At 65.4% G+C, this 25,439-nt stretch carries 16 protein-coding genes; 6 read left to right on the forward strand and 10 right to left on the reverse strand.

Annotation, left to right across the window (positions count from 1 at the left end):
• Positions 1–495: 495 nt before the first annotated feature.
• Entirely contained in the window at positions 496–3,510 is a 3,015-nt protein-coding gene (locus KEC45_RS02130; RefSeq protein WP_062184811.1) for a TonB-dependent siderophore receptor, read from the reverse strand.
• A gap of 404 nt (positions 3,511–3,914) precedes the next feature.
• On the opposite strand from KEC45_RS02130, the gene KEC45_RS02135 reads away from it, so the two are divergent.
• Entirely contained in the window at positions 3,915–6,296 is a 2,382-nt protein-coding gene (locus KEC45_RS02135; RefSeq protein ID WP_062186834.1) for a penicillin acylase family protein, read from the forward strand.
• Here the strand turns inward: KEC45_RS02135 and dacB are convergent.
• From dacB to KEC45_RS02170, 7 genes are all read right to left on the reverse strand, one after another.
• Positions 6,293–7,777, reverse strand: coding sequence for a D-alanyl-D-alanine carboxypeptidase/D-alanyl-D-alanine-endopeptidase (gene dacB, locus KEC45_RS02140; protein ID WP_062184808.1), 1,485 nt, complete (start codon positions 7,775–7,777; stop codon positions 6,293–6,295). The genes KEC45_RS02135 and dacB overlap by 4 nt on opposite strands.
• A gap of 1 nt (position 7,778) precedes the next feature.
• Positions 7,779–8,801 (reverse strand): serine hydrolase, encoded by a 1,023-nt coding sequence (locus KEC45_RS02145; protein WP_062184805.1) that lies wholly within the window; start codon positions 8,799–8,801, stop codon positions 7,779–7,781.
• Complete coding sequence (locus tag KEC45_RS02150; RefSeq protein ID WP_238586748.1) at positions 8,798–10,306, reverse strand: permease; 1,509 nt, start codon at positions 10,304–10,306, stop codon at positions 8,798–8,800. Before KEC45_RS02150 ends, KEC45_RS02145 begins: the two co-directional genes overlap by 4 nt.
• The gene (locus KEC45_RS02155) at positions 10,303–11,541 is read right to left on the reverse strand and encodes a dicarboxylate/amino acid:cation symporter (RefSeq protein WP_252171455.1); all 1,239 of its coding nucleotides are present in this window, start codon (positions 11,539–11,541) and stop codon (positions 10,303–10,305) included. Before KEC45_RS02155 ends, KEC45_RS02150 begins: the two co-directional genes overlap by 4 nt.
• 23 nt (positions 11,542–11,564) lie before the next feature.
• Complete coding sequence (dgcA, locus tag KEC45_RS02160) at positions 11,565–12,557, reverse strand: N-acetyl-D-Glu racemase DgcA (protein ID WP_062184800.1); 993 nt, start codon at positions 12,555–12,557, stop codon at positions 11,565–11,567.
• 10 nt (positions 12,558–12,567) lie between these two features.
• Positions 12,568–13,602, reverse strand: coding sequence for an N-acetyltransferase DgcN (dgcN, locus tag KEC45_RS02165; RefSeq protein WP_062184797.1), 1,035 nt, complete (start codon positions 13,600–13,602; stop codon positions 12,568–12,570).
• A gap of 96 nt (positions 13,603–13,698) precedes the next feature.
• Complete coding sequence (locus tag KEC45_RS02170; RefSeq protein WP_062184794.1) at positions 13,699–14,583, reverse strand: LysR family transcriptional regulator; 885 nt, start codon at positions 14,581–14,583, stop codon at positions 13,699–13,701.
• Between the two features lie 176 nt (positions 14,584–14,759).
• Here KEC45_RS02170 and KEC45_RS02175 point away from each other — a divergent pair, with 176 nt between their 5' ends.
• Positions 14,760–16,409: an amidohydrolase family protein gene (locus KEC45_RS02175; protein WP_062184791.1), complete on the forward strand. Its 1,650-nt coding sequence runs from the start codon at positions 14,760–14,762 to the stop codon at positions 16,407–16,409.
• Positions 16,410–16,424: 15 nt separating this feature from the next.
• On the opposite strand, the gene KEC45_RS02180 is transcribed toward KEC45_RS02175, so the two are convergent.
• Positions 16,425–17,837, reverse strand: coding sequence for an MFS transporter (locus KEC45_RS02180; RefSeq protein ID WP_062184789.1), 1,413 nt, complete (start codon positions 17,835–17,837; stop codon positions 16,425–16,427).
• Positions 17,838–18,064: 227 nt separating this feature from the next.
• Between KEC45_RS02180 and KEC45_RS02185 the strand changes: the two genes are divergently transcribed.
• Complete coding sequence (locus tag KEC45_RS02185; protein ID WP_062184786.1) at positions 18,065–19,306, forward strand: ROK family transcriptional regulator; 1,242 nt, start codon at positions 18,065–18,067, stop codon at positions 19,304–19,306.
• 4 nt (positions 19,307–19,310) lie between these two features.
• Here KEC45_RS02185 and KEC45_RS02190 read toward each other — a convergent pair whose 3' ends face one another.
• Positions 19,311–20,681: a sugar porter family MFS transporter gene (locus tag KEC45_RS02190; RefSeq protein ID WP_252171456.1), complete on the reverse strand. Its 1,371-nt coding sequence runs from the start codon at positions 20,679–20,681 to the stop codon at positions 19,311–19,313.
• Positions 20,682–20,858: 177 nt separating this feature from the next.
• On the opposite strand from KEC45_RS02190, the gene KEC45_RS02195 reads away from it, so the two are divergent.
• From KEC45_RS02195 to KEC45_RS02205, 3 genes are read left to right on the forward strand one after another with little or no spacing between them, the layout of a single operon-like run.
• Positions 20,859–21,686, forward strand: a complete 828-nt coding sequence (locus KEC45_RS02195; RefSeq protein ID WP_062184780.1) for a class I mannose-6-phosphate isomerase — start codon at positions 20,859–20,861, stop codon at positions 21,684–21,686.
• Positions 21,683–22,942: a sugar MFS transporter gene (locus KEC45_RS02200; RefSeq protein ID WP_062184777.1), complete on the forward strand. Its 1,260-nt coding sequence runs from the start codon at positions 21,683–21,685 to the stop codon at positions 22,940–22,942. The genes KEC45_RS02195 and KEC45_RS02200 overlap by 4 nt, the downstream gene beginning before the upstream one ends.
• Before the next feature lie 39 nt (positions 22,943–22,981).
• Positions 22,982–25,348 carry a GH92 family glycosyl hydrolase gene (locus KEC45_RS02205; RefSeq protein ID WP_062184774.1) on the forward strand — a complete coding sequence of 789 codons (2,367 nt, stop codon included), beginning with the start codon at positions 22,982–22,984 and terminating at the stop codon, positions 25,346–25,348.
• The last annotated feature ends 91 nt before the right edge of the window (positions 25,349–25,439 follow it).

Below are 25,439 nucleotides of genomic sequence, written 5' to 3' on the forward strand. Positions count from 1 at the left end.
ATGGGGTAACGCGCAGCGGGAGACCCTGAGCGACTGATCAGAACGCGGCACCGATGTTCTATTGCGGTTGGTCTGTGATGCCACTAACTTTAGCCAGTGAGTGTAGCCAGTCGCAACTGGTGTCACGCGAGATTGGCCGAAATCAGGGCTTTTTAAGGTGCAGCTTTTCCTTAGGTGAGGTTCCTGCCGCCCCAGCCAGCCGGTGCGGATTTTCATCCAATTTCTGAACTATCCGCCTGATATTTCTGACGAAATGCTCAGTCGTCAGGCATCGACGCGGTCCGGTCGCCACTCTAACGAGCTGAAGCGTTGAGTAAGCGGCGCGGCGCGGCGTTTCGTGCGGTCGTTCGGGCTGAAGTCGTTGGCACGGGCGAACGATGCCCGACCGTCCGCAATCGGCCAAATTTTGATGCGATCGAAAGCCGATCGAATACCGCCCCAAAAGAAAAGGGAGGGACCCGTAGGTCCCTCCCTTCTTCTTTCATTCGCGATGCGTCACTTCGTCTTGAAGCGAACGCCGACGCGGAAGGACCGGCCGAGCAGATCCGAATAGGTGCTGTTCGCGGCCAGACCGGTTTCAGGCAGCAGGATCGGGTCGGAGTCGAACACATTGGTGACGTTGACGAAGAATTCGGCGTCGCCCTTGCTCATCGCGTCGAACTTGAACGTCGCGTTGAGGTCGACGTAGGTCGCGCCGCCGATGCTGTTGTCCTCATAGGTCGGAAACTGGTTGGTCGAAATCGGGCAGGTGGTCCCACACTCGATGCCAGTGGCATCGTACCGGCCGTCGCTCACTCCGCGCGCCGTCGCTGTCAGCGAGAAGTCGTCGGTGTCGTAGGCCGCGGTGAAGCGGTAGATCCACTTCGGCGTGATCGATTGCGTGCCCGTGCCGACCCCCAGCGTCCCGACGGAGTTGAGCGGCACGAAGCCGGGCACTCCGGTTGTGACGATGTTGTCGATATAGCGCGTCGCCAGGCCGCGCAGGGTGAAATTGCCGCCGGCGAGAGGCATCCGATACGCCGCTTCCAGATCGACACCGCGCATGACCAGGCTGGAGAAATTGACCGGCTGGCGGCTGATCAGGACGCGCGAGGGATTCGCCGGGTCGGGCGTGATTGCCGCGCAGAAGTCCGCCAGCCCCTCGAAACAGCGGTTGACGATGTCGTCCGCGCTGAGGCTGTCGATCGCCTGTTTCACCTTGATGTCAAAATAGTCGGCCGACAGGGAGAAACCGGGAATGAAGCGGGGTGTGAACACCGCCCCGATGTTCCACGAGTCCGCCTTCTCCGGCCTCAGATTCGGATTGCCCGTGATCGTGCCCAGGTAGGAGAGGCTGGAGCCATAAGTGCCGGTCCCCGGCCCCGCTCCCGGGAAGAACGGGTTGGTGACGGTCGAGGTGTTGGCGGTACCCGCCTGGAACAGCTCGTTAAGGTTGGGCGCGCGAATGTCGCGCGAGCGTGTGACGCGCAGCCGAATGTCGTCGATGGGCTGCCAGGTCGCACCCAGCTTCCATGTCGTGACATAGCCCGAGGTCGAATAGTCGGTGCCGCGCACCGCCCCGTTGAACTCGAGTCCAAAGCCCAGCGGCACCACGGTTTCGAGATAGGCCTCTTTGACGTTGTAGCTGCCCTTGCTGGGGCGGAAGTTGCCGACCGACCACACGCTGGTCGATGCGCCGGTGGTTGGGTTGAATATGGGTTGGAACTCGGCGGGCACGAACCCGTCGATCTCCTCCTTGCGGTACTCGGCGCCGATCGCGATGCTGACGTCGCCCGCCCAGGTCGCGAAAGGCGTGAGCGACAGGTTGGCACCGATCACCGTCTGTTCGAGTGTCTGATCGCGGAACGGATCGCCGAGGATATAGTCGATCGCAGCGGGATCCGCGACGCCAATGCCCAGCAGGTTGAGCGGGCGGCAGGCGGGATCGTCATCCGCCGTGCTGGCGTTGACGTTGATCAGGCACTGGATCGAACCGACCGGAAGATTGTTCGGATTGCCGGCCGGCGCGAACACGGCGGCGAGCGCGTTGTTCCTCTTCACCGTTTGCTGGATATTGGTCAGTTGCTCGTGCAACTCCGCGCGGCCGTATTGGGCATAGACGTCCCAATTCGCCGACTTTCCGAAAGCCTCGAACTCGCCCTCTGCGCCGATCAAATAGCGCTGCACCTTGCGTTCATTGTTCGATCCGCGGCCGGGCAAGTCGACGGCGGTCGTCGCCAGCGTGGCGCTGGTCAGGCCGGTTAGCCCGGCTGGCCCGAGCGTGTTGTAGAGGAAAGCGTTGCAGGTTGTCGGGGCCGCCGCCGCAGTCGCCGCCGTGCCGCAACCCGTCGCATTCAGCGAAAGGCCGGTCATCAGGTTCGGACCCGCGTTGAACAGTGTTTTCTGCCGATTGTATGAGGCTTCTGCAAAAAGTGTGACCCCGTCGCTGACCTCGAAGCTCAGCCGGCCGAAGAGGCCATAACGGTCTTCTTCCGGGCTGAGGCCGATGCGGCGGCCCGAATCATTGACCCGCCAGTCGCCGCCTTGCGTCAACTGCGGCACGGCGGAGCAGGCCGGCGAAGGGAAGGTCAACGTGCCGAACTGGTACTGATTGATCGACCCGCCCTGTCCGAAATAGGTTCCGCACAGGCGATTTGCCGTGCCTCCGGTCGAAGCGGTGATAAGCCCGCCCGGCGTCGAGTTCGCCGCGCCGACCTGGGTCCGGAGCAGGTAACGGGGCACGGTGCTGTTGGCCGTCCAGGCAGGGTTCTGGATCCGTACGAAGCCGGTGTGGTTCCAGTCGCGATCGACCTCGAAGATGCCGTCGGAGTGCGCGATCTCGCCCGCGACGATCAGACGGCCACGACCGTCGGCGAACTTGACGCCGGCGGCCATGCTCGCCGAGTAGTTGAAGCCGTCGCCCTCGTCGGTCACGCCGACATCGCCGGACAGCTTCAGTCCGCTGAAGTCTTTCTTCAGGATGAAGTTGGTCACGCCCGCGACCGCGTCGGAGCCATAGGCGGCCGAGGCACCGCCCGTGACCACTTCGACGCGTTCCACCAGCGACTGTGGGATCGTGTTGATGTCGACCACGCCGCTGGCGGTCGAACCCACGGACCGCCGTCCGTCGATCAGCACGAGCGTACGTACGGTGCCGAGGCTGCGCAGGTTGAGCGCATTGATGCCGGCGATGCCGTTGCTGAGCTCAAGGCGCGAGTTCGACGGACGGATGGACCCCGCGAGTGCCGGTAGCTGGTTGACGAAGTCCGCGATGTTGTTGGTCGGCGAGGTGTTCTGGATATCTTCCTGCGTCAGCACCATGACCGGCGTCGGCGCCTCAAAGCCGTCGCGCGTGACGCGCGATCCGGTGACGACGATCTGTTCGACCGGCACGGCTTCGACGCTGTCCGGGGCGGCGGTCGCCTCCTGCGCCAGCGCCGGGGCACCATGGACCAGCGCGATGGCGGTCATCGCCGCTCCGATCCGGCCCGTGCGGCCCAGCGGTCGACGAATTCGTTCAAAATTACGCATGTCAGCAGTCCCCTTTTTAACCCAAAGGGTCGAGCCACACGCCGCCCAAGGCGTGCCCCGGCCTTATACCGGGTTGGCTGCCCTATTTGTCCTACCTGTTCGTTCGGCGGATGTTCGCTCCGCCTTCTTATATTGTTTCAGTGATGCTCCGGCTGTTGTCGCAGTCAGGGCGCGCCGATAGCCGATTTAGTTACAGCGAGGTTACAGGGTGGCTGCAACCGGTCAACAGCTTCGCGGCTAACCTCGCGATATGGACATATAGCCTGAAGATATGGGGTTGCCGGAATGCGCGGCGCCCACGCGGATAGCTTGCAGTTATAGGACGCGGCCCGCTTGCTATGGCCTTTGCTTGTCGTGCTGCGATAGGGTCGACGTTCGTTCTGTTCATAAACGGGGAGGGCCTTTTGATCCAGCGCCGTGCGTTCCTGCTGGCTTCGGTCGCGCTTGCCGCGATGCCGGGCAGCCTTTTGGCGAAACCCCGGATCAAGGGCGATACCCGCCGCATCAAACTATCCGGCGCGCGCGCGCCGATCGAGGTGATCGAGGATGAACTGGGCGTGCCCCACGTCCGCGCCGCCTCGCTGCACGACGCCTTTTTCGGACAAGGCTATCTGGTCGCGCGCGACCGGCTGTTCCAGATCGACATGGAGCATCGCCGCGACATGGGGCGGATGGCCGAGGCTTTCGGCCCGCGCTTCGTCGCCGCCGACAAGGCTGCGCGGCTCTTCCTGTATCGCGGCGACATCGAGGCGGAATTGGCGGCGCTGCCCCCCGACGTGTTGGAATGCGCGCGCGGTTATGTCGCCGGAGTCAATGCGCGGATCGATGAACTTGCCGCGGATCCTGCACAATTGCCGCTTGAATATGGCATCCTCGGGATCAGCCCGCTGCGCTGGGATATCGCCGATCTCGTGCGCAACCGCGGCATCGGCATGGGGGACGCCGACGACGAAGTGCGGCGGGCGGGGCTGCAGGCGCGCGGCCTGCTCGACATCGACAAGTTGATGGCGCCGCTGCGCCCCGCATGGTCTTTCACCGTTCCCGAAGGGCTCGACTGCGCGGCGGTGAGCGAGACAGATCTTGGCATATTGGATCCGGCGAACCGGCCGGCAGCCTTCGATCCCGTGCAGGAAGCGCAGCTCGACCCCGAAGCGCGCCGGGGCGACCGCTTCGCGCTCGGCAGCAATGCCTGGACGATCGCGCCGTCGCGCAGCGCGACCGGGCGGCCGATCCTCGCCAACGACCCGCATCTCGGCATCGGCCGCGCCAGCCCGCGGCACATGTGCCACCTGTCGGCGCCGGGGCTCGACGTCATCGGCGCGGGCGCGCCGGGGCTGCCCGGGATCATGCAGGGGCACACCGACCGCTTCGCTTTCGGCCGTACCAATTTCCATATCGACCAGACCGACCTGTTCATTCTGCGGACGAAGGAGGGCGATCCGGGCCGCTATTGGCACAAGGGCAAGTGGACGGCGTTCGAGACGTTCGAGGATGAGATCGCAGTCAAGGGTGCGCCGTCCGAGCGCGTGACGCTGCGCTATGCGGCGGGCCGTCCGATCGTGTCGGAGGATGCCGCGCGCAATCGGGCCGTTGCCTTTGCCACGGTCAGCATGTTGCCGGGCGCCAATCAGCGTTTCGCGATCATCGCGATCAACCTGTCAAAGGATTGGGCGTCGCTTCGGCAGGCGTTCAAGCTGCACGTGTCGCCGACCAATCACCATTATGCCGACATCGATGGCAACACCGGCTGGCAGACGATCGGCTTCGTCCCGCGCCGGCCGAAGCATGACGGGTTGTTCCCGGCGCCCGGCGACGGCGATTTCGACTGGACCGGCATCCTGCCGGTCGAGGATATGCCGCATGTCTATAACCCGAGCGAAGGCTGGTTCGCCTCGGCCAACCAGATGAACATTCCGGCGGGCTATCCCTATCGCGAGCGGATCATCAGCTTTAGCTGGAGCGATCCCTTTCGTTATAACCGCATTGCCGAGGTGCTCAGCGCCCAGCGCAAACATCGGATCGAGGATAGCATCGCGCTTCAGCATGATGTTCAGTCGCTCCCCGCGCGGGCTTTGCTGAAGCTGCTTCCCGCCAATCCGTCGCCGGACGCTGCCCCCGCGGCGGCGCTGCTACGGCGCTGGAATTGCGGGATCGAGGCGGATAGCGCCGCGGCGTTGCTCTATGAAATGGTGATGCCTGCGCTGTCGACGGCCTTTTACGACCGGGTCGTGCCGGCCGCGGCGCGCGATCTGGTTCCGTCGGTCAACCTGTCCGAGATGCTTCATATTCTTGCCTCGACCGACAAGCGCCTTGGGGCAGATCCCGCCGCGACGCGCGACGCGCTGGTCGACGGCGCGCTGGCGGCCGGCTGGAAAAGGGCAGTCGAACTTGGGGGTGCCGATCCGGCGAGCTGGCGGTGGGGCGACCTGCACCGCGTCACGATCGCGCACCCGCTGGCGGCATCGCATCCCGCGATTGCCGCCGCCTTCCCGAAGATCGAGGGCGGCCGCTCGGGCGGCGATGGGACCACGCCGATGGCGCGCGGCTTCAATGCCAAGCGCGGTTTCGACGTGTCGCATGGCGCGAGCTATTTGTTCGTTGCCGACGTCGGCGCGTGGGACAACAGCCGATTCCTGCTGTTGCCCGGCCAGTCCGCCGATCCCCGATCGCCGCGCTATCGTGACTTTTATCCGTTCTGGCTTGCCGGTGCGATGCAGCCACTGTGGTACAGCAAGGCGGCGGTCGACCGCCACGCCATAGGGCGGTTGGTCCTGACGCCGCCCTAAAGCGCTTCGGCGATGGCGACGAGTGCGCGATCGACCGCGGCGGTCGCCTGGCTGTCGGTGTCCTCGGGCATGTCGTTGGCCAGAGCCGAGAAGATCAGCGTCCTGCCGCTGCGCGTCGTGAGATATCCCGACAGTGCGCGCGACGCATTGAGCGATCCGGTCTTGGCGAAGACCTTGCCTTCGAGGATCGTGCCTTTGAAGCGGCTTTGGAGCGTGCCGTCGCGCCCGGCAATGGGCAGCGTCGCGCGCCAGGCCGCTGCCCACGGCTGGCGTGCGATCCAGCTAAGCAAGCCGACGGCGGCGCGTGGACTGATGCGGTTGTAGCTCGACATCCCCGAGCCGTCGGCAAAGTGATAGCCCGCCTCCGGCAGCCCAGCCTGGGTCATCACTTTGTGCATCACCGCCTGTCCATCGGCGATCGAACCGCTGCCTGCCTGCCGGGCGACGCGCCGCAGCATCAATTCGGTGTGGAGATTCTGGCTCTCCTTGTTGATCCGCACCATATTTTCGGCGAGCGACGGCGCGGGCAGTTCGGCGAGCATCGCTGGCTCGGTGGGCAGGGTGGCGACTGCGCCCTTGCGGTTTTCGGGATCGTCGGCCGCGGTCAGCGGGCGGTGGCGGGCCTCGATCGCGCCATCGACACGCACACCCCGTGCGCGCAGCAGTTCGCCGAGGCGCCAGGCGGCGTAGTGTGCGGGATCGTCGATACCATAGCGCAATGTCATCGGCGCGACCTCCGCGCCGAGGGTGCCGGTCAGGCGGAGGACGCGGCTGTTCGGCATACGGAACGCTTCGATACCTTCAGCCTTCCCGGCGACGGTGGTCACCAGATTTTCGATTATGAAATAGCCGGTCGCCTCGATTATCGGCGCGGCGCCGATCGCGCCGGGCTTCAGTTTCGCCACCAGTTCATTGTCGTCGAGCGTCAACGCTGACACGCCGGTGCCGTAACGCGACTGGATATTGTTCCAGCTCATCCCCGGGCTCCAGCGTTCGTCGGGGAACCAGCTATCGTCGCCGACGATGTTGCGCACATGGCGCGTCTTTGCCGCGACCGCGTCGGCGAGCGTCTGCAGGCAGTCGGTTTTGCAGTCGTCGGCGCTCGACAGCAGCGCATCGCCTCGCCCATGGAGCACGACATCGGAAACGCCGCCGCGCTCTTCGAGCCGAACGCCGGTGCCCTTTGCGGTCCGCTGGAGCAAAGGCAGTTCGGCATAGGCGATCGCGGTCGTGAACATCTTGGTATTCGACGCAGGGATGAAACGCTGGTCGGGCGCGATTGACACCAGCACTTCGCCGTCGAGCGTCGTGACCAACATGCCGAAGCGTGAGCCCGGCGGACCTTCGGCGAGTTTCTGCTCAACCGTCGCCAGCAGCGGCTTGGGCGCTGCGCTCGTTTGCGCCTTGGCGGCCGTCAGCGACAGCGACAGCGACAGGGCAAGGGCGGAGGTGAAGGCGAAGCGTCCGATCGATGGCGTCATATTATGTCCGTTTGTCCCAGGCTGAAATGACGCGCTCGCCCACCGCGGGGCGCAGCGCCACGATGCCGCTGTCGGCGTGGCGGGTCGGGTGGACCCGATTGGTAAGCAGGGCCCAACCGAGCCCGCGCTCGAAATCGATCCACAGGCCAGTACCGGTGAAGCCGGTGTGGCCGATCGTGTCGGCCGAACAGGCATCGCCGCCGTGCCATCCGGCGAAAGCGCGTTCCCAGCCGCACGTGCGGTGGCGGTCGTTCGCCGTGCGCACCTCTGCCAGCATCGCTGGAGAAAGCATCGAGCCATCGAGCATTGCGCGCGCAAAGCTCAGCACGCCGTCGATGGTGCCGAACAGCCCTGCGTGACCCGGCGCACCGCCGAGCGCGAATGCGTTTTCGTCGTGGACCTCGCCCTTCATCACGCGCCCGCGCCAGCTGCAATCCTCGGTCGCGACCGCGGGGCCGGGCGGCGGACCGAACCCCAGTCCCTCACCGAGTGGCCAGTCGGACAGCGGTGCCCCGGTGATGCGCTCGATCGCGATGCCGAGCAGGATGAAGTTGATGTCCGAATAGACCGGCGGGCCGTGCCGCCATTCGCGCTGCAGGACAAACGCACGCAGCCGCGCCGGATCATCGCCATAGGTATAGATGGGTTCAACCGCAGGCAGAAAGCTGCGGTGCATCAGGCAGTCGCGAAAGGTCAGCCGTCTCTCCGCAGCGCCGGCGACGTCATATTGGCGCAGGTCCGGTATCGCGTCGGTCAGCGGCCGGTCGAGGTCGAGGCGCCCCTGTTCGGCGAGCGTCAGGATCATCGTGGTGGTCGCGATCACCTTGCTGAGCGACGCAAGGTCGAACCAGTGATCGCGCGTCAGCGCTTCGCATTCGGGGACGATGGCAGCATTTCCGGCAAGGCGCACCGCCGTCTCGCCATCGGCGCCGACCAGACCGAGCGCGGCGCCGGGAATGCGGCCGCCTTCGACGGCTTCGAGTGCAGGCGCGAAGCCCTGTTCGCAGACGGCCTCGATCGTCATGCGCGAACGCGTCCTTTTACGCGCACGATGACGGGCAGCAAAAAGATCGCCGCGAAACTCAACGCCCCGGACAGCAGGAAGAAACCATCATAGCCGATCTGCGTTTGCATCGACCCCGATGCACCAGCAAGCAGGCGTGGCAGCAGAAAGGCGAAGCCCGACAGCAGCGCATATTGGGCGCCCGGATATTTCGGGCTTACGAGCATCGAGAGATAAACGACGAAGACCGCACCCGCATAGCCGTTGCCGAACTGATCGATCGCGACCGACGAATAGAGGACAAAGGCCGAAGGATCGCTGTGCCACAGCCAGACATAGATCCAGTTGCCCGCCGCCGCGGTCACCGCGCCGATCCCCAGCGTCCAGCCGAGCGACATTCGTGTCGACAGAAAGCCGCCGAGCGCAACACCGGCCATGCTCGCCGACAAGGCAACGACGCCGTCAGCAACGCCGATCTGGTGCAGGCTGTAACCCTTGTCGTTCCACAGCGGGTGCGAAAGCGTCAGCGTGAGCACGTCACCCATGCGATAGAGCGACACAAAGGCAAGGACGGCGAGCACGGGCGTCCCATACCGCCAGAACAGCTCGACATAGGGCGCGGCGAAGGTCGACACGGAGTCCAGCGCTTCGGCGGGCAGGCGGCGAATGCGGGGTAGCGCGAGCGCCAGCGCGACGAAGGGCAACAGCGCGATCGCCAGAACGACAGGCGTGACATTGGTCCTGGCCGAAATGCCGACGCCCTGTGCGGCCGAAAGTAGCGCCCACCCGATGCCGGTGGTGACGAGAGTGGCGGCAAGCAGAATGAGCAGGCTGGCGAGCGCGCCAGCAACCAGCGACTGCATGCGGCCCTCGGTGCCTTCGTGTTCGGGCCGCATCGCCGCGAGGATGGGGAAGGGCAGGAAGGCGGCAACCGCAATGACCAGATAGGCCCAGGTCCAGTCCGCCCAGGCCGCAACCAATATCGCGCCGCTGCCCGCCGCGACCATCGCGCTGCGATATCCCCACAGGTTGGCGGCGACGATCGGCGCCTGTTCGGTCTGCGTCGGCGCAAGCTCGATGCGCCAGCCGTCGGCGGCGACCTCGAGCGTTGTCGTCCAGAAGGCGAGCAGGATCGCGAACAGGGCGGTAAGCGGCAGGCTCTTGTCGCTCGACGTGAACGCCATCGCGATCATCGACAGGAAGATGCCGAGCTGCGACAGCATGATCCATCCGCGCCGCCGCCCCCAAAAGCGCGAAAAGCCCGGGATATCGTATCGCTCGATCAGCGGCGCCCAGGCGAATTTGAACGTCGGCAGCAACGCGATCCACGCGAAGAAGCCGATGATCACGATGTCGACGCCGTGCCGCGACAGGCGCAGCGTCAGCACCGCGTTGAACATGTAAAAGGGCAGCCCCGCCGAAAAGCCGAGCAACAGATATAGACCGAGCAGGCGACGTGCCGACGGCTTGGCGGGCAAGTCGCCCGCGAGGACGCCCGCCACAGCTTCCGCCGCCGCCGCCGTCACGCCTTGCCCTCCGGCTCGACCGCATTTTCCCAGCGCGCGACGACGCTTGTGACCGTCAGGTTCGCGCTCGCGCTTGCGACGGTACGCGTCATGTCCAGCAGCCGGTCAAAGGGCAGGACGAAGCCGACGACCAGCGCGGTCTGTTCGGCCGACACGCCGACGGCGGAGAGGACCGCCGCAAGCATGAACAGCGACGCCGACGGGATCGGCGCAGTGCCAAAGGCGGCGAGCGCGCCGGTGAGCAGAACGATCGCCAGCATCGACAGGTCGGGTTCGACGCCGACCGCCTGCAATGCAAAGATGCTGAGCAGTCCGACATACATGGCGGTGCCATCCTTGCCGATGCTCGCGCCGATCGGCAGCACGGTCTTGGCGACCCCGGGCGCTATCCGCAGATCTTCCAGCGCGATGCGCAGTGCGACGGGCAGGGTGGCGGCCGAGGATGCGGTCGAAAAAGCGACCGCCAACGCGTCGACGATGGTGCGATAGAAGCGGAGGACGGGCCGCCGCGCGACTAAGGCGATCAGTGGCAGATGGACGATCAATATCTGCAGGATCACGCCGACTGCGACCCCGACCGCCAGCCAGCCGATGTTGGCGAACACCGCGACGCCATTATCGGCGACCGCCTTTGCGATCAGTGCGAGCACGCCAAAAGGGGTGATCTCCATGACGATGCGCACCAACTGGAACAGCACTTGCCCCGCCGATTGCAGCAGATCGGCCATCGGCCGCCCCGCCTCGCCCGCAAGGATGACGCCGAAGCCGAAGAGGATGGAAAAGAAGATGATCGCGAGCATGTCGCCCTCGACCAGCGCCTGCACGATATTGACCGGCACGATGCCGATCAACTGGTCGTGCAGCGACTTGGCCTCGCCCAGCGCGTGGGGGACGGCGTTGCCGAGCGCGGCGCCCTGTCCGGGTTCGAGCAGCAGGCCGACGATCATGCCGATCGACACCGCGCAAAAGGTGGTTGCGGCGAACAGCCCGACCGTCCGCGCGCCGACCGAGCCCAGCTTGCGCGGGTCGGCGAGCGCGGTAACGCCCGATGCAATGCTGATGAAGACGATCGGGACGACGAGCATCCGGAACACGCGCACGAACAATTCGCCGATGAAGGCGATCGCGCCGGTCGCGGCAGGCCACAAAAGTCCCAGCAGCACGCCGACGACCATCGCGCCCAATACGCGTTGCCACAGCGGCACGGCGAACCAGCGACGAAGCAAGTCTGTCATCCGCCCCCTATATCTTTATCGTATCACATGCCGCCCCAGAAGCCGGGCTTTGGCGGCGCCATGATACCGTTCGCCGCGCTGACACCGTCCACGCGATCCTCTGCAAGCCACAGCGGCCCGTCAAGGTCGACGAAGCTGCTCTGCGCCGCAATGGCCCATGCAGGGGCGATCGACAATGACGAACAGATCATGCAACCGGTCATCACGCCCAATCCGCGCGCCCGCGCCGCTTCCGCCAGTTCCAGTGCGGCGGTCAGCCCGCCGGTCTTGTCGAGCTTGATATTCACCACATCATAGCCGTCGGGCAACGCCTCGAGATCGGCCGCGACATGCACCGCCTCATCGGCTGCGATGGAGATTGCCGACCGGAAACCGACAAGGTCGGCGTCGGCGTCGGCGGGGAGCGGCTGTTCGAGCAGGTCGATGCGCAGATCGGTCATCAGCCCCTGCAAGTCGCGCACCTCGGCGATCGTCCAGCTTTCGTTGGGATCGACGATCATTTTGGGCTTCGGCGCCGCTGCGCGGACAGCTCTGAGCGCGGCGGCGGGATCGTTGCGGTCGACCTTGATCTTCAGCAGCGGCGCGTCGGCGAGCGCCGCTGCCGCTGCGGCCATACGGTCGGGCGCATCCAGGCTGACCGTCATCGCGGTGACGATCGGGCGGAGCGGCTTTTCTAGGCCCAGCGATGTCGCGATGTCGCTGTTCGCCAACCGCAGTTCTAGATCCCACAGCGCGCAGTCGACCGCGTTGCGCGCGGCGCCCGCAGGCATCAATTGCATCGCCTCCTGCCGCCCAGCGCCCTGCTCGATCGCGCCGCGCACGGCCTCGATCGCGAGCGCGGTGCTCTCGGCATTCTCGCCATAGCGCGGGTAGGGGACGCATTCGCCGCGACCGGTGATGCCGTCCTGCGCGATGGCGACGGTCACTACCTCTGCGGCGGTCCTCACCCCGCGCGAGATGCGAAAGGGCGTGTGCAGCGGAAATGTCTCGCCGACGACGGTCAGGGTGCGGTGCATCGAGGGTGCGTCAGGCGGTTTCGGCGACGCCGGGCGCGGCGACCTCGACCCCGAGCAGCCGGTCGAGGATCGTCTCGACCCCGAAGCGATAGGGGTCGCTCGTCGGCAGCCCGAACTCGGCCTCGGTCTTTGCGCACAGCGCCCGCGCCTCATCCTCGGGCATCGCCGAGGTGTTGAGCGCGATGCCGACCACCCGCACATCGGCATTGGTCAGCCGTGCCGCACGCAGATTGGCCTCCAGCGTATCGGCGATGCCGGGCAGCGGATAGTGGGGCAGGCCGCGCATGTGCGGGCGCACCGGATCGTGGCAGAGGACGATCGCGTCGGGCTGCGCGCCGTGCAGCAGCCCCGTCGACACGCCGGCGAAAGAGGGGTGATAGAGCGAGCCCTGTCCCTCGATCAGGTCCCAGCCGTCGTCATCGCGCGCCGGCGAAACCTGTTCGATTGCGCCCGAGATGAAGTCTGCGACCACGGCGTCGAGCGGCACGCCGTCGCCCGCGATCAGGATGCCCGTCTGCCCGGTGGCACGGAAATCAGCCGCAACCCCGCGCTTTTCGAGCGCGCTGGCGAGGCAGAGCGTGGTGTACATCTTGCCGACCGAACAATCTGTGCCGACGGTCAGCAACCGCTTGCCAGCGCGCTTCTTGCCATTGCCGATCGGAATGTCGGGCCGCGGGTCGCGCACGTCGTGGAGCTTGCGGCCGAGTCGCGCGGCGGCTTCGGCCAGCCGCGGATGGGCGTTCAGTCGCTGGTGCAGCCCCGATGCGATGTCGAGCCCCGCCTCCATCGCGGCGAGCGCGTCGAGGATCAGCGGCTCGCCCATTTTGCCGCCGGCATTTGCAATGCCCAGCACCAGCGTGCGCGCACCGGTCGCATGCGCTTCGGCAAAATCCATGCGCGGCAGGTTCAGGGTCAGCGGGCAGTCGTCATGGCGATATTCGCCGACGCAAATGTCGGGCCGGAACACCGCGAGCCCGCGCGAGGTCTTGATGTCGGCGGGGTCGGTCGAGTGACCGAGATAAAGAAGATAAGGCGTTTCGATCATGGGTCAGGGCAACCTGCGTAACGATGGAAAAGCCGATCCTACCCCCGGCAGCGGCGGCGCCCCAATATCTAGCGCCTCATATCCTATAGCCTGATGCTATAACGCCTCGAGCACGGTCGCAAGCACCGCGAGGAATGCCGATGCCGTTTTCGACGGGGGCCGGTTCTGCAAATAGACGGCATTGATGTCGAAGGTGATCGCGGGCTGTAGCGGCCGGCTCGAAAGGCCGGGTGGCAGCGCGGCCTGCGCGGTAAAATTGTCGACGATGGCCATGCCGACCCCGGCATTCACCAGCGCCGCAGCGACATAATAGGTGCGTGCGGAAACCACCTCGTCGAGTTCGACCTCGAGCCGGCTGAGTTCGCTCGACAGCATCCGCCCGATCGGACCGCCCTGGACCGGGCTGATGAACTTATGTCCGCACAGCTCGTCGAGGTGCAGCCTCGGCGGCGCGCCGGGCAGATCCTCCTCGCGGTAGATGACGACCAACTCGCCCTCGCCGATCACCTGATGCGCGACAGGCGCGGACAACGGCACCTCGAAGCTGATCGCGATGTCGGTTTCATGCTCGTAAAGCTTGCGCACCATTTCATCGTGATGGAGCGTCTGGAGGTCGAACATGATGTCATCATGGTCGCCAAGGAAGCGTGACACCGCCTCGGGCACCGCGCCGAGACCGAGCGAGGGAAGCGCCGAGATGCGGAGCAGCCCGCCGCGCCCGTGCCGCAAATTCTGGCACGCCTGCCGCAGCGATCGTACCCTGTCCTGAATATCGGACACTTCGGCGAACAGCGTGTGCGCATCCTGCGTCGGGATCAGCCGCCCTTTTGACCGTTCGAACAACGTCAATCCGATCGAGCGTTCGGCATGGCGCAGCACCTTCGTCACCGACGGCTGGGACACGTTGAGCGACCGCGCGGCGGCGCTGACGGTGCCGTGCAGGAAGACCGCGTGGAATATCTCGATCTGGCGCAGGTTCATCGCGTCATGGCCCCAAGGCTGCGGTGGAGGAGTATCGAATACCCCATTGTTTCCGCCAAGGATTTGCGACGGCTTCGATCTATATGCCATCGGGTTATAGGGGGTGCAACAACGCACTCTGGACGTCCGACGCTTATTGGGGACATCTCGTCGCCGGTCGTTCCCGCGAAAAGGTCATGCCGATGTCGTTTGCTTCACCATCCGTCCGCCGGACGATCGGCTCGCTCTCGGCGGTTGCGGCGCTTCTCTGTGTTTCGGGCGCGGCCGCAAAGGCGGACCAGACGGTCGACGTGATCATCCGCGGCGGCACGATCTATGACGGGGGTGAGGGCAAAGCCTTTGTCGGCGATGTCGCCATTCGCGGTGACCAGATCGTCTATGTCGGCAAGTCGGGCCGCTATTCGGCGCCCAGGATCATCGATGCGAAGGGCCTGATTGTCGCCCCCGGCTTCATCGATCCGCACACCCATGCCGACAGCTTCATCCGCTCGCCCGACAAGGCCGTGCGCGTCAACGCGGCGTGGCTGGCTCAGGGCGTCACCACCGTGATGATTGGGGTCGACGGGTCGGGTACCCCCGATGTTGCCGAGGATAGCGGCAAGCTGGCGGCGTCGGGAATCGGCACTAATATCGTTCCCTTCGTCGGATTCGGCCCGGTTCGGCAGCGTGTGCTCGGTCAGGATGCACGTGCGCCGAGCCCTGGGGAACTCGACCGGATGAAGGCGCTGGTGGCAAAGGGGATGTGCGAGGGCGCCGTCGGGCTTTCCACCGGTCTCTTCTACGCACCGCAAAGCTTTGCCAAGACCGAAGAGGTCGTGGCGGTTGCGCGCGAGGCGGCGAGCCGCGGCGGCATCTATGACACGCATCAGCGCGATGAATCGAGCTATAGCATCGGCCTGCTCGGATCGGTGCAGGAGGCGATCGGCATCGGGCGACACGCAGGAATGCCCGTCCATTTTGCGCATCTTAAGGCGCTCGGCGTCGACGTCCACGGACAGGCTGGCGCGGTGATCGCAGCGATCGACGCCGCCCGCAAGGCAGGCGTGGATGTGACGGCCGATCAATATCCATGGCTGGCGTCGGGGTCCAGCCTCGACGCGTCGCTGCTGCCGCGCTGGGCGGTCGATGGCGGTGGACCTGCCTTGTTGAGGCGGCTCGATGATCCTGCGACGCTGGAACGGATTCGCGGCGAGATGCAGGAGAATCTGCGTCGGCGCGGCGGGGCGGGTGCACTACTGCTCATTGCACAGGGCTTTCCCTGGACCGGACAGACGCTCGCCGAGGTTGCGGAGGCATGGAAGATGGACAGCCGCGACGCGGCGTTGCGCATCATCCGGCAAAGTATCGAGTCCGACGATCAGCGGCGGACAGGCGGCGGCGCTGCGGTCGCCTCGTTCAACATGGCGCAGGCCGACGTCGACCTGTTGATGAAGCAGCCGTGGATGGTGACATCGTCCGACGGATCGGACGGCCATCCCCGCATGTTCGCGACCTTTCCCGAAAAATATGTCCGCTATGTCCGTGAACGGAAGGTCATCGACCTCGGGACTTTCATCCGCCAGTCGACAGGGCGCACCGCCGACATCTACAAGCTCGACCGGCGGGGCTATCTGCGTCCCGGCTATTTCGCCGATGTGCTCGTCTTTGACCCCGACCAATATGCGCCGCGCGCCGATTATGTGCGCCCGCGCGAATTGAGCGTCGGTGTCAGCAAATTATTCGTCAACGGCGCGCTGGCGGTCGATGACGGGCGGACGACCGGTGTCGCCGTGGGCCGTGCCCTGCTGCGTGCGCGGCCGACTGGATGTGCCGCGCATCCGGGTTGAATTCGGCGACTTTCATCAGGCCGGGGCGGGCAAGGGCGTTGGGGGCCGGGCAAGCCGGATCGCGCCGATCAGTCCGGCCAGCGCAAAGGGGATGCCGATCCCGATCGCGCCCCAGGCGACGGCCGAGAGGTTGGCGCTGCTGAGCCCTTCGCCAAAGCCCGCAGCATTCGCGCCCACTCCGGCGATCGCCGCACCGATCGCTCCACCCGCATTGCGCGCGGTACCGATCGCGGCCGAGCCGCGCGTTCGCGATGCGTCGTCGAACGATCCGATGACCTGCTGGCCCAGAAACGCGTATGAAATGCCGAAGCCGCCGCCGAGCATCGCCGCGAAGACGCCCGTGGCGAACAGGCTTTCGCGTGCCATCGACAGGGGAATTCCGATATTGCCCGCAAGGATCGCGGCTGCCCCGATCACGATCAGCCGCGCCTGCCAGCGCGCCGGCGCGCCCGATACGGAGAGTGACGCCAGCGTCCAGGCCAGTGCTTCGATCGCGACGACATAACCCGCCTCCAGTGCGCTCAGCTTTGCGCTGATCTGCAACATGGCGGGTGCATAGAGCGCGAAAGCGGTGCCTGCCGCAGTGGTGGCGAAATAGGTCAGATAGGCGACGCCCAGCGGGAAGGCATTTTTGCGGCGCGGAAGCAGCCCGTTATCGCTGGTGCGATCGATAGCGAACGCTGCCCCGAGCAGGAGCACGCCCCCGGTCAACAGGAGCGCCGGGACGAACAGCCCCCCGGTTACGCCCGCGGTCGCGACGGCGCCGATGCCGAGTGCGACGAGCGACATGGTCGAGAGCGGCAGCGCGCTGTCGGTGCGGCGATCGGTGGGGGGTGGAACGAGGAACCAGCTCGCCACGGCAAACAGGATCGCTTGCGCCGCGAACAGCCAGAATATGCCGCGCCAAAGGCCCGCGTCGGCGAAAACGCCGCCAAGCAGCGGGCCGGCCAGCGTGGCGATCCCCCAGGTCGCAGTGCACAGCGCGAAGACCCGCGGCAGATGGCGGCCGGGAAACAGCAGCGCCATGGCGACATAGATCAGCCCGCCGATCCAGCCCGCCGCCGCGCCCTGCACCACACGGCCCGCGAGGAACAGGGCGATTCCGGGCGCTGCGGCGCTCATCGCGCAACCCAGCGCGAAGGTGATGCCGGAAAGGATCATCGCTGCGCGCAGGCCGATACGCTCGGCCAGCCATCCCGCCGACGCGCCCGCGACAACAAGTCCGGTCATGAAGCCCGATCCCGCCCAGCCGAACCAGGCATAGCCGTCGAGCGCTGCGCCGACACTCGGCATGATCGTCGCGGTCACCAGCGAATCGGCCGCCACAACCCAGCAGCCGAGCAGGATCAGCGCGAGCGCGGGGCCACGCCCGCCCGAAAGCAGATCGCGCCATACGGCAAGGCGGCCGGCGGGGGTTTGACTATCCATGCTCACTCCAGCGAAAATCGGTGTTGCACGCCCTCTGCAACCTCAACTCTGGTTGAGATCAAGCGATAAAAGATGTGCGCGGCCAATGATCTGCACCGCCCGTCATTGACAGGAGGGCAGTGCTCCGCTTTATCTAAAATCGAATTATTAAAGCGCCTATACTTTATGATCGAATCTGTTTGGCGGGGGGCGCCGGGCATTCGGACCAGCTTGAAGGACAATCAGCGATGGCCCTTAATCTTCCGGGTCTTGACCGGCGGCAATCGACAAAAAGTGGTTCCGAGGCGCGCGATGCCCGGCTGACGCTCAGCCTGTCGGGTACAAATCTTGAGCGCGCCGGCGATTATAATCAGCGGATCGTGCTGCAGGCCATCCGCCTGACCGACGAAACGACGCGCAGCGATCTGGCGCGCGTAACCGGGCTTACGCCGCCGACGATCGTCAACATCACCAAGCGGCTGATCGACATGGGGCTCGTCAAGCCGGCAGGGCGGCTGCAGGGCAAGCGCGGCCAGCCCGCGATGCGGATCGTCATCGATCCCGACGGCGCCTTTTCGATCGGCCTCAATATCGACCGCGACCATATCACGCTGGTGACGCTCGACCTCGCGGGCAAGATTCGCAGCCGACATACGCGCGAGATCGCCTTTGCGCTGCCCGGAACGGTCGTCGATCATGTCCGCGATATCCTGCCCGGGTTGCTCGAAGAGGGCGGCGTCGATCGGACGCGCATCCTCGGCGTTGGCGTCGCGCTGCCCGACGATCTCGGGCGAATCTCTTTGCCGCACCGGCCGGCCGAATATGACGCGTGGGACGGTATCGATCTGGGCGCTCTGCTCGGCGAAGTGCTCCCTTGGCCGCTCCACGCTGACAATGACGCCGCGTCGGCGGCGCTCGGCGAAGTGCATTTGGGCAACGGTATCGCGCTGCCGAGCTTCTTTTATCTACTCATCAGTGCGGGTCTCGGCGGGGGGCTCGTCATCGACCGCAGCTATGTCCGCGGTGCCGATTCGCGGTCGGGCGAGGTCTGGGCGATGCCCGATCCCGCGCGCGGCGAGGGCGCGAATGTGCAGGATACGGTGTCGCTGTCGGCGCTTTATGCGCGACTGGAAACCGCCGGACATGTCGTCGATGGTCCCGAAGGGCTGATCGACGGCCCGGCGGATCAGCAGGCGGTGATCGTACAATGGCTCGACGATGCCGCGGACGTGCTGGTTCAGCCGCTGATCGCGGTCAATTGCCTGATCAATCCAGCCGCGATCCTCATCGGCGGACGCCTTCCGGGCAAATTGGTCGATGCCCTCGTCGAGCGGCTCAATGCGCGGATGGCGGGGCGCCAGCTTCCCGTGGTCGCGCCCGTGCGCCGCGCCGAGGCGGCCGACGATGCGTCGGCGATCGGCGCTGCGATCATTCCGTTCCTCGACAATGTCCTGCCATCCGAATCGATCTTGATGCAGGCGGGGCGCTGAGCCTCTACTCGATCCGCTGGGCCATTTCGTCGAGGTCGACGCCCCGTGTTTCGGGGAAGATTGCGGCGACGACGATGAACTGGACGATCATCGCGGCGGCGAAGATCGCGAACGGCGCCCCGGGCGACCAGGCCACCAATATCGGGAAGATACCCGCGATCAGCGCATTCATCAGCCAATGCGTGCTTGCGCCGAGCGCGCTGCCCCGCGCGCGGACGGGGGTCGGGAATATTTCCGAGATATAGACCCAGATGACCGCCCCCTGGCTGGTCGCGAAGAAGGCGATGAAGCCGATAAGCGCGGGCAGCATCATCCCGTTTCCGACCCAGCCGAACAGGACGGCCGCAGCGGCGGCGAGGCACAGGGTCATGCCGGCGGCGCCCGCGAGCAACAGCGTCTTGCGTCCGATCCTGTCGATCAACGCCATGCCGACGAGTGTGAACACGAGGTTGGCGATGCCGATCAGCACCGCCTGACGGTCGGGCGAAAGCGAACCGGCGCGCGCGAAGATGTCGTTCAGATAATAGAGAACGGCGTTGATGCCCGCGAGCTGGTTGAACATCGCGACGAGGACTGCGAGCATCATCGGCCGGCGATGGTGGCGCCACGACAGCTTTTCACCCGGCGGGTCGCGTTCTAGCGCCTGTTCGACGCGGCGGAGCTCGGCCTCGGCTGCATCGGGGGGCGTGCCGATCCGTATGAGGGCGACCCCCGCTTCGGGCCGGCGCCCCTTTGTGACGAGCCAGCGCGGGCTGTTGGGGATTGCGAACAGCAGGGTGAAGAAGAGCAGGGCAGGAGCGGCGGTGACGCCCAGCTTCCACCGCCACGCGGCTTCGTCACCGACCAGTCCCGCGATCGTTGCGTTGCTCAGATAGGCGACGAGAATGCCGGTAACGATCATTAGCTGGAACAGGCCGACGAGCGATCCGCGGTGCCGCGGTGGCGCGATCTCGGCGATATAGACGGGGGCGAGCACTGACGAACCGCCGATTGCGAGCCCGCACAGGAATCGGAAGATCAGGAACAGCGGCCAGCTTGGCGCCAGTGCGCAACCCAGCCCCGCGATGAAATAAAAGGCGGCGAGCATCCGCAGGCTGTCGCGACTCCCAAAGGCGTCGCCGGGTTTGCCCGCGAACAGCGCCCCGACCAGCGTGCCCCAAAGTGCCGCCGATACGGTAATGCCAAGCGTTTCGGGCGTGAGCGCGAACAGGTGGGTCAGGTCACCCGTCACCCCGGCAATGACCGCGGTATCGAACCCGAAGAGGAGGCCCGCGAGGGCTGCCGTCCCGATCGCGGCGGCGAGGGTGCCGCGGCCTCCCGAACGGTGCGGTACACCGGGTACAGAAAATGCTTCGCTGTCGCGCTTGCCTGTCATCCACTCTCTCCAACGGATCGAGCGTCGGCGCTCGTCCTGATTGCCTGCGGACATGCCACAAAGGCGATTTCGATCAAATAAATTAATTTTCATTATTATCTTGACGAGGAGCAGTCGGCCGGGGCAGTTTTCAAGAAACCAGACCCGGAACGGCGGCTGGGAAACAGGGAGAGACTCGTGCCGGCGACATTGCTTGCGACCCATCGCGTGGAGAAGCCCTGGGGGCGCCACCAGCTTTGGGGGTCGTTTCGCGATCCGCCCGCGGGCGGTGAACCGGTCGGCGAGATATGGTTCCAGGCGCCCGGCGACAGCACGCCCGACCTCCTGATCAAATATCTCTTCACCAGTGAAAAACTGTCGGTGCAGGTCCATCCCGACGACGCGCAGGCGCATGCGCGCGGACTGCCGCGCGGCAAGGACGAATGCTGGCTGATCCTCGATGCTGCGCCCGAAGCCACCATCGCGCTCGGAACGAAGGCACCGGTCGATGCGGGCGTGCTGCGCGACGCCGCGCTCGACGGCCGCATCGAGCAATTGCTCGACTGGAAGCCCGTAAAGGCAGGCGATTTCTTCTACGTCCCGTCGGGCACGGTGCATGCGATCGGCGCCGGACTGACGCTGATCGAAGTGCAGCAGAACAGCGAGACGACATACCGCCTCTATGACTATGGGCGCCCTCGCGAACTGCATCTGGAGGACGGCATCGCGGTGTCCGATCCGCAGCCCTATGCCGCATATCCCTCGCCTGGCCGCGTCGCCGACGACCGCAATATCCTCGTCGACGGGCCCAAATTCGTCCTCGAACGGCTGGCAGGCGGCACGCGCGCGATCGACCTCCCGGATAGCGTCACGGCATGGCTGATCCCGGTTTCGGGCCAGGGTACCGTCGATGGCGCCTCTTTGGCGGCGGGCGAATGCTGGTCGCTCACCGGTTCGGTTCGGATTGATGCCGAGACCGGGGCCGACCTGTTGCTCGCCTACCCCGGCGAGGGGAGGCTCGCATGACCGCTGGCCGCTCGGGCACCGCCTGGACCTTCGCCTATGTCACGATGCTCTTCTTCGTCTGGGGAGCGGTGACCGCGGTCAACGATATATTGATCCCGGCGGTGAAGGCGATCTTCGCGCTCAGCGATACCGAAAGCTTCCTTACGCAATTCGCCTTCTTCATGGCCTATGGCGTCGTCTCGCTACCCGCTGCGGCGATCATGGGACGCCTCGGCGCCGCCAATTCGATCGTCGCGGCGCTCGCGACGATGATCGTCGGCTGCCTGATCATGCCGTTTGCGACCATCGTGCGCGAATATGCGATCGTGCTCGTCGGTCTGTTCGTCATCGCGTCGGGGATCACGCTGCTGCAGGTTGCGGCGAATCCGCTGTCGGCATCGCTCGGCCGCCCCGACCGCTCGCATTTCCGGTTGGTCCTGAGCCAGGCGTTCAATTCGCTCGGCACGGTGATTGCGCCCTATCTTGCCGCTCGCACGTTGCTGCAGGGCGGGCTCTTCGAAGCCGGCCAGGTGACCGAGGCGAAGATCGCCTATTCGCTCGGCCGGATCGACGTCGCCTATATCTTCATCGCGGCGGTCATCGCAGTGCTCGCAATGTTCCTCTACCGTGTCCGCCACGAGATCACCGCCGCGGCGCCGCCGGTCGAAACGGGCGCGCGCGTGTCGAGCGCCTTCGCCTCGCCCTGGGCGCTCGCCGGGGCGCTCTCGATCTTCCTCTATGTCGGCGCCGAGGTCGCGATCGGCAGCGCGATGGTCAATTTCCTTGAACAGCCCGATGTGTTCGCGATCAGCGCGGTGCAAGCGGGCAGCCTCGTCAGCCTCTATTGGCTCGGCGCGATGATCGGGCGCTTTGTCGGCTCGGGGCTGCTCTACCGACTCCCGGCCGGACCGCTGCTTGCGGTGGCGGCCGTCGCCGCGGCGCTGCTCTGCCTGACGATCAGCCAGATCAGCGGTCCGGCGGCGGGCGTCCTCGCCATCTCGGTCGGGCTGTTCAACTCGATCATGTTCCCGGTGATCTTTTCGCTGACCATCGAGCGGTCGACCGCGCCCGCGTCGGCGACCTCCGGGCTGCTGTGCATGGCGATCGTCGGGGGCGCGCTCGTCCCGCTTGTCTTCGCTGGGGTCGCCGACGCTAGCGGCAGCCGCTTCCTCGCCTTTCTGGTGCCGATGGCCTGTTACCTCGTCATCGCGCTGTTCGGCTGGCGCGCGGCGCGGGTGCCGGCGCGCGCGCAAGCCATCGCAAGTTCGCCGCACTGACCAAGCAATCAACGAAAATATTCAGGGAAGAGGGTCGCAATGGATATCGATAGAAATTGGAACCGCGCGCGGAAGTTTGGCGCCATATTGGCATCGTCGGCGGCGGTGTTGCCGTTGATGCTCGCGCTCTCTCCCGTCGCGGCGCAGCCGAAAGCCGGCCAATCGCCGGTCGAACTCGCCGATCCGCTCGTCGGCACCGCGCCGCTCGACGATCCGGCGGTGATCGGCAATGCGCCGCCGCCGGGCGAACCCGTCTATTCGGGGCAAACCTCGCCCGCCGCGCTGCTGCCGCACGGGTCGGTCGCGGCCGCGCCGGTCAACAATAATATCGAGCTTCAATATCCGAACGGCGTGCCGGTCCCCTATTATTACACCAACCCGACGATGATCGGTTTCACCGGCGGCGGCGGGCCGACCTATGGCGGCAATGCCGAACCCTTTATCATGCCCGTGGTCGGCGACTGGTCGCCGCCGCCCGCATATAGCCAATCCTATTATGACAAGTCGCGCGAGAAGGCTCGGCCGGGTTATTATTCGGTCTATCTCGACAGCTTCAAGACGCAGGCCGAACTGACCGCAACACGCTGGGCAAGCGTGATGCGCTTCACCTTTCCGGCGAGCGAACGATCGAACATCATCGTCAACTTCCCGCGCCATGGCGGCTCGGTCGAGATCGTCGGTGACCGCATCGTGCGCGGCAAGTCGAACGAGAGTCGCAGCGTCGACGGCGCCTATTTCGTCGCCGAATTCTCGAAACCTTTCACGGCGCTCGGGACCTTCCGTAAGGCGCCCGGAGACAATCAGGGCTGGGGCATCGGCACCAGCGACGTCCAGCCCGGCGCGCGCGAAATATCGGGCAGCTATTCGGGCAGCTACGTCAGCTTCCCGACGAAAGCGGGTGAACAGGTGCTCGTGAAGATGGCGCATGGCACCAGCTATGAACAGGCGCAGCAGCGGCTTGCGGACGAGGTCCCCGGCTGGGATTTCGACGGCGTCCACGCCGCCGCACAGGGCCAGTGGGCGCAGCTTCTCGGCCGCGTCCGCGTGTCGGGCGGCACCGACAAGCAGCGGAAGCTCTTCTACTCGACGCTGTACCAGTCTTTCGCTTCGCCGCGCTTGATCGCGGCGAAGGGTGAGAATTTCGCCGACACCAACGGCAAGGTGCAGGTCGCGACGCACGACCGTTACGGGCCGGTGCCCTTCTGGGATACGGGGCGCAACCAGATCGTGCTGCTCGAACTGATGGAGCCGGAGGTCGTCAAGGACATCATGGCGTCCGAACTCGCGATGGCGCGCGAGCAAGGCTATATGAACACCTCGTTCCATGGCGACAATGCGGTGTTCCTCTACCTCGGGGCGTGGGAGCGCGGCATCGAATTCGATTATGAGGCCGCCTATGAATATATGCGCAAGAATGCGACCGACCCAAAGGGGCCGCGGGGCTATCTTGCCGAATATATGAAGCAGGGCTGGATTTCGGACATCGTGCCCGATCACAATCCCAGCCCGCCCTATGCCGGGGGCAAGGCGGGCGCGGCAAAGACGCTCGAATATGCGTGGGACGATTATGCGCTCGCGCTCTACGCGAAAAAGCTCGGCAAGGACGCCGACTACCGGATGTTCCTGAAGCGTGCGCGCAACTACGCCAATGTGTTCGACAAATCGATCGGCTTCATCCGCGGGCGCACCGCCGACGGCAAGTGGATCGCGCCCTTCGACCCGCAAGAACCTTATTATAATTTCATGATGAAGGAGGCGTCGGGCTGGTCGACGCTGTGGCTCGCGCCGCACGACGTGCAGGGGCTGATCGGCCTTCTTGGCGGGCGCGATGCGTTCAACGCCAAGCTCGACGAGTTTTTCACCAAGCCCTACAATCCGACGGGCATCTGCCGCGACTGCACCGGCGTGATCGGCCAATATGTCCACGGCAACCAGCCCGACCAGCAGGCGCCCTATTATTACAACTGGAGCGGCCAGCCTTGGAAGACGCAGGCGCTGGTGCGCCAGATCCTCGACCGCACCTATGGCAGCGACGCGGCAGGTTACGGCTATCCGGGCATGGACGATCAGGGCGCGACTTCATCCTGGTACGCGCTTTCTGCTCTCGGTTTCTATCCGGTCGATCCGTCGAGCCAGGACTATATCATCGGCAGTCCCGTCTTCGACGACGCCAGCCTCGACATGGGGAATGGCAAGACGCTCCGCATCGTTGCGAAGAATAATTCGCCGACCAACGTCTATATCCAGTCCGCGACGCTGAACGGCAAACCGTGGAACAAGCCGTGGTTCCGCCACGATGATGTGAAGGACGGCGCGACCTTCGTCTTCACCATGGGGGCCAAACCGAACAAGGCGTGGGGCGCCGCGCCCGACGCCGCGCCGCCGTCGATGTCGCGACAGCGCTGACCAGCCCCCCGCCCCCGCCACCCCCGCGGGGGCGCGAGCCCAGGACCCGCCATCCCCCAAGGGTCCTGGGCTCTCCCCATTCGACAGGACA

This window comes from Sphingopyxis sp. USTB-05 (assembly GCF_023822045.1).
GTDB lineage: Bacteria > Pseudomonadota > Alphaproteobacteria > Sphingomonadales > Sphingomonadaceae > Sphingopyxis.

Bases quoted from the DNA above. Each gene is read 5' to 3' on its own strand.
- KEC45_RS02130 (WP_062184811.1), bottom strand. From the start codon at position 3,510: ATGCGTAATTTTGAACGAATTCGTCGACCGCTGGGCCGCACGGGCCGG.
- dacB (WP_062184808.1), bottom strand. From the start codon at position 7,777: ATGACGCCATCGATCGGACGCTTCGCCTTCACCTCCGCCCTTGCCCTG.
- KEC45_RS02145 (WP_062184805.1), bottom strand. From the start codon at position 8,801: ATGACGATCGAGGCCGTCTGCGAACAGGGCTTCGCGCCTGCACTCGAA.
- KEC45_RS02155 (WP_252171455.1), bottom strand. From the start codon at position 11,541: ATGACAGACTTGCTTCGTCGCTGGTTCGCCGTGCCGCTGTGGCAACGC.
- dgcA (WP_062184800.1), bottom strand. From the start codon at position 12,557: ATGCACCGCACCCTGACCGTCGTCGGCGAGACATTTCCGCTGCACACG.
- dgcN (WP_062184797.1), bottom strand. From the start codon at position 13,602: ATGATCGAAACGCCTTATCTTCTTTATCTCGGTCACTCGACCGACCCC.
- KEC45_RS02170 (WP_062184794.1), bottom strand. From the start codon at position 14,583: ATGAACCTGCGCCAGATCGAGATATTCCACGCGGTCTTCCTGCACGGC.
- KEC45_RS02175 (WP_062184791.1), top strand. From the start codon at position 14,760: ATGCCGATGTCGTTTGCTTCACCATCCGTCCGCCGGACGATCGGCTCG.
- KEC45_RS02180 (WP_062184789.1), bottom strand. From the start codon at position 17,837: ATGGATAGTCAAACCCCCGCCGGCCGCCTTGCCGTATGGCGCGATCTG.
- KEC45_RS02185 (WP_062184786.1), top strand. From the start codon at position 18,065: ATGGCCCTTAATCTTCCGGGTCTTGACCGGCGGCAATCGACAAAAAGT.
- KEC45_RS02190 (WP_252171456.1), bottom strand. From the start codon at position 20,681: ATGACAGGCAAGCGCGACAGCGAAGCATTTTCTGTACCCGGTGTACCG.
- KEC45_RS02200 (WP_062184777.1), top strand. From the start codon at position 21,683: ATGACCGCTGGCCGCTCGGGCACCGCCTGGACCTTCGCCTATGTCACG.
- KEC45_RS02205 (WP_062184774.1), top strand. From the start codon at position 22,982: ATGGATATCGATAGAAATTGGAACCGCGCGCGGAAGTTTGGCGCCATA.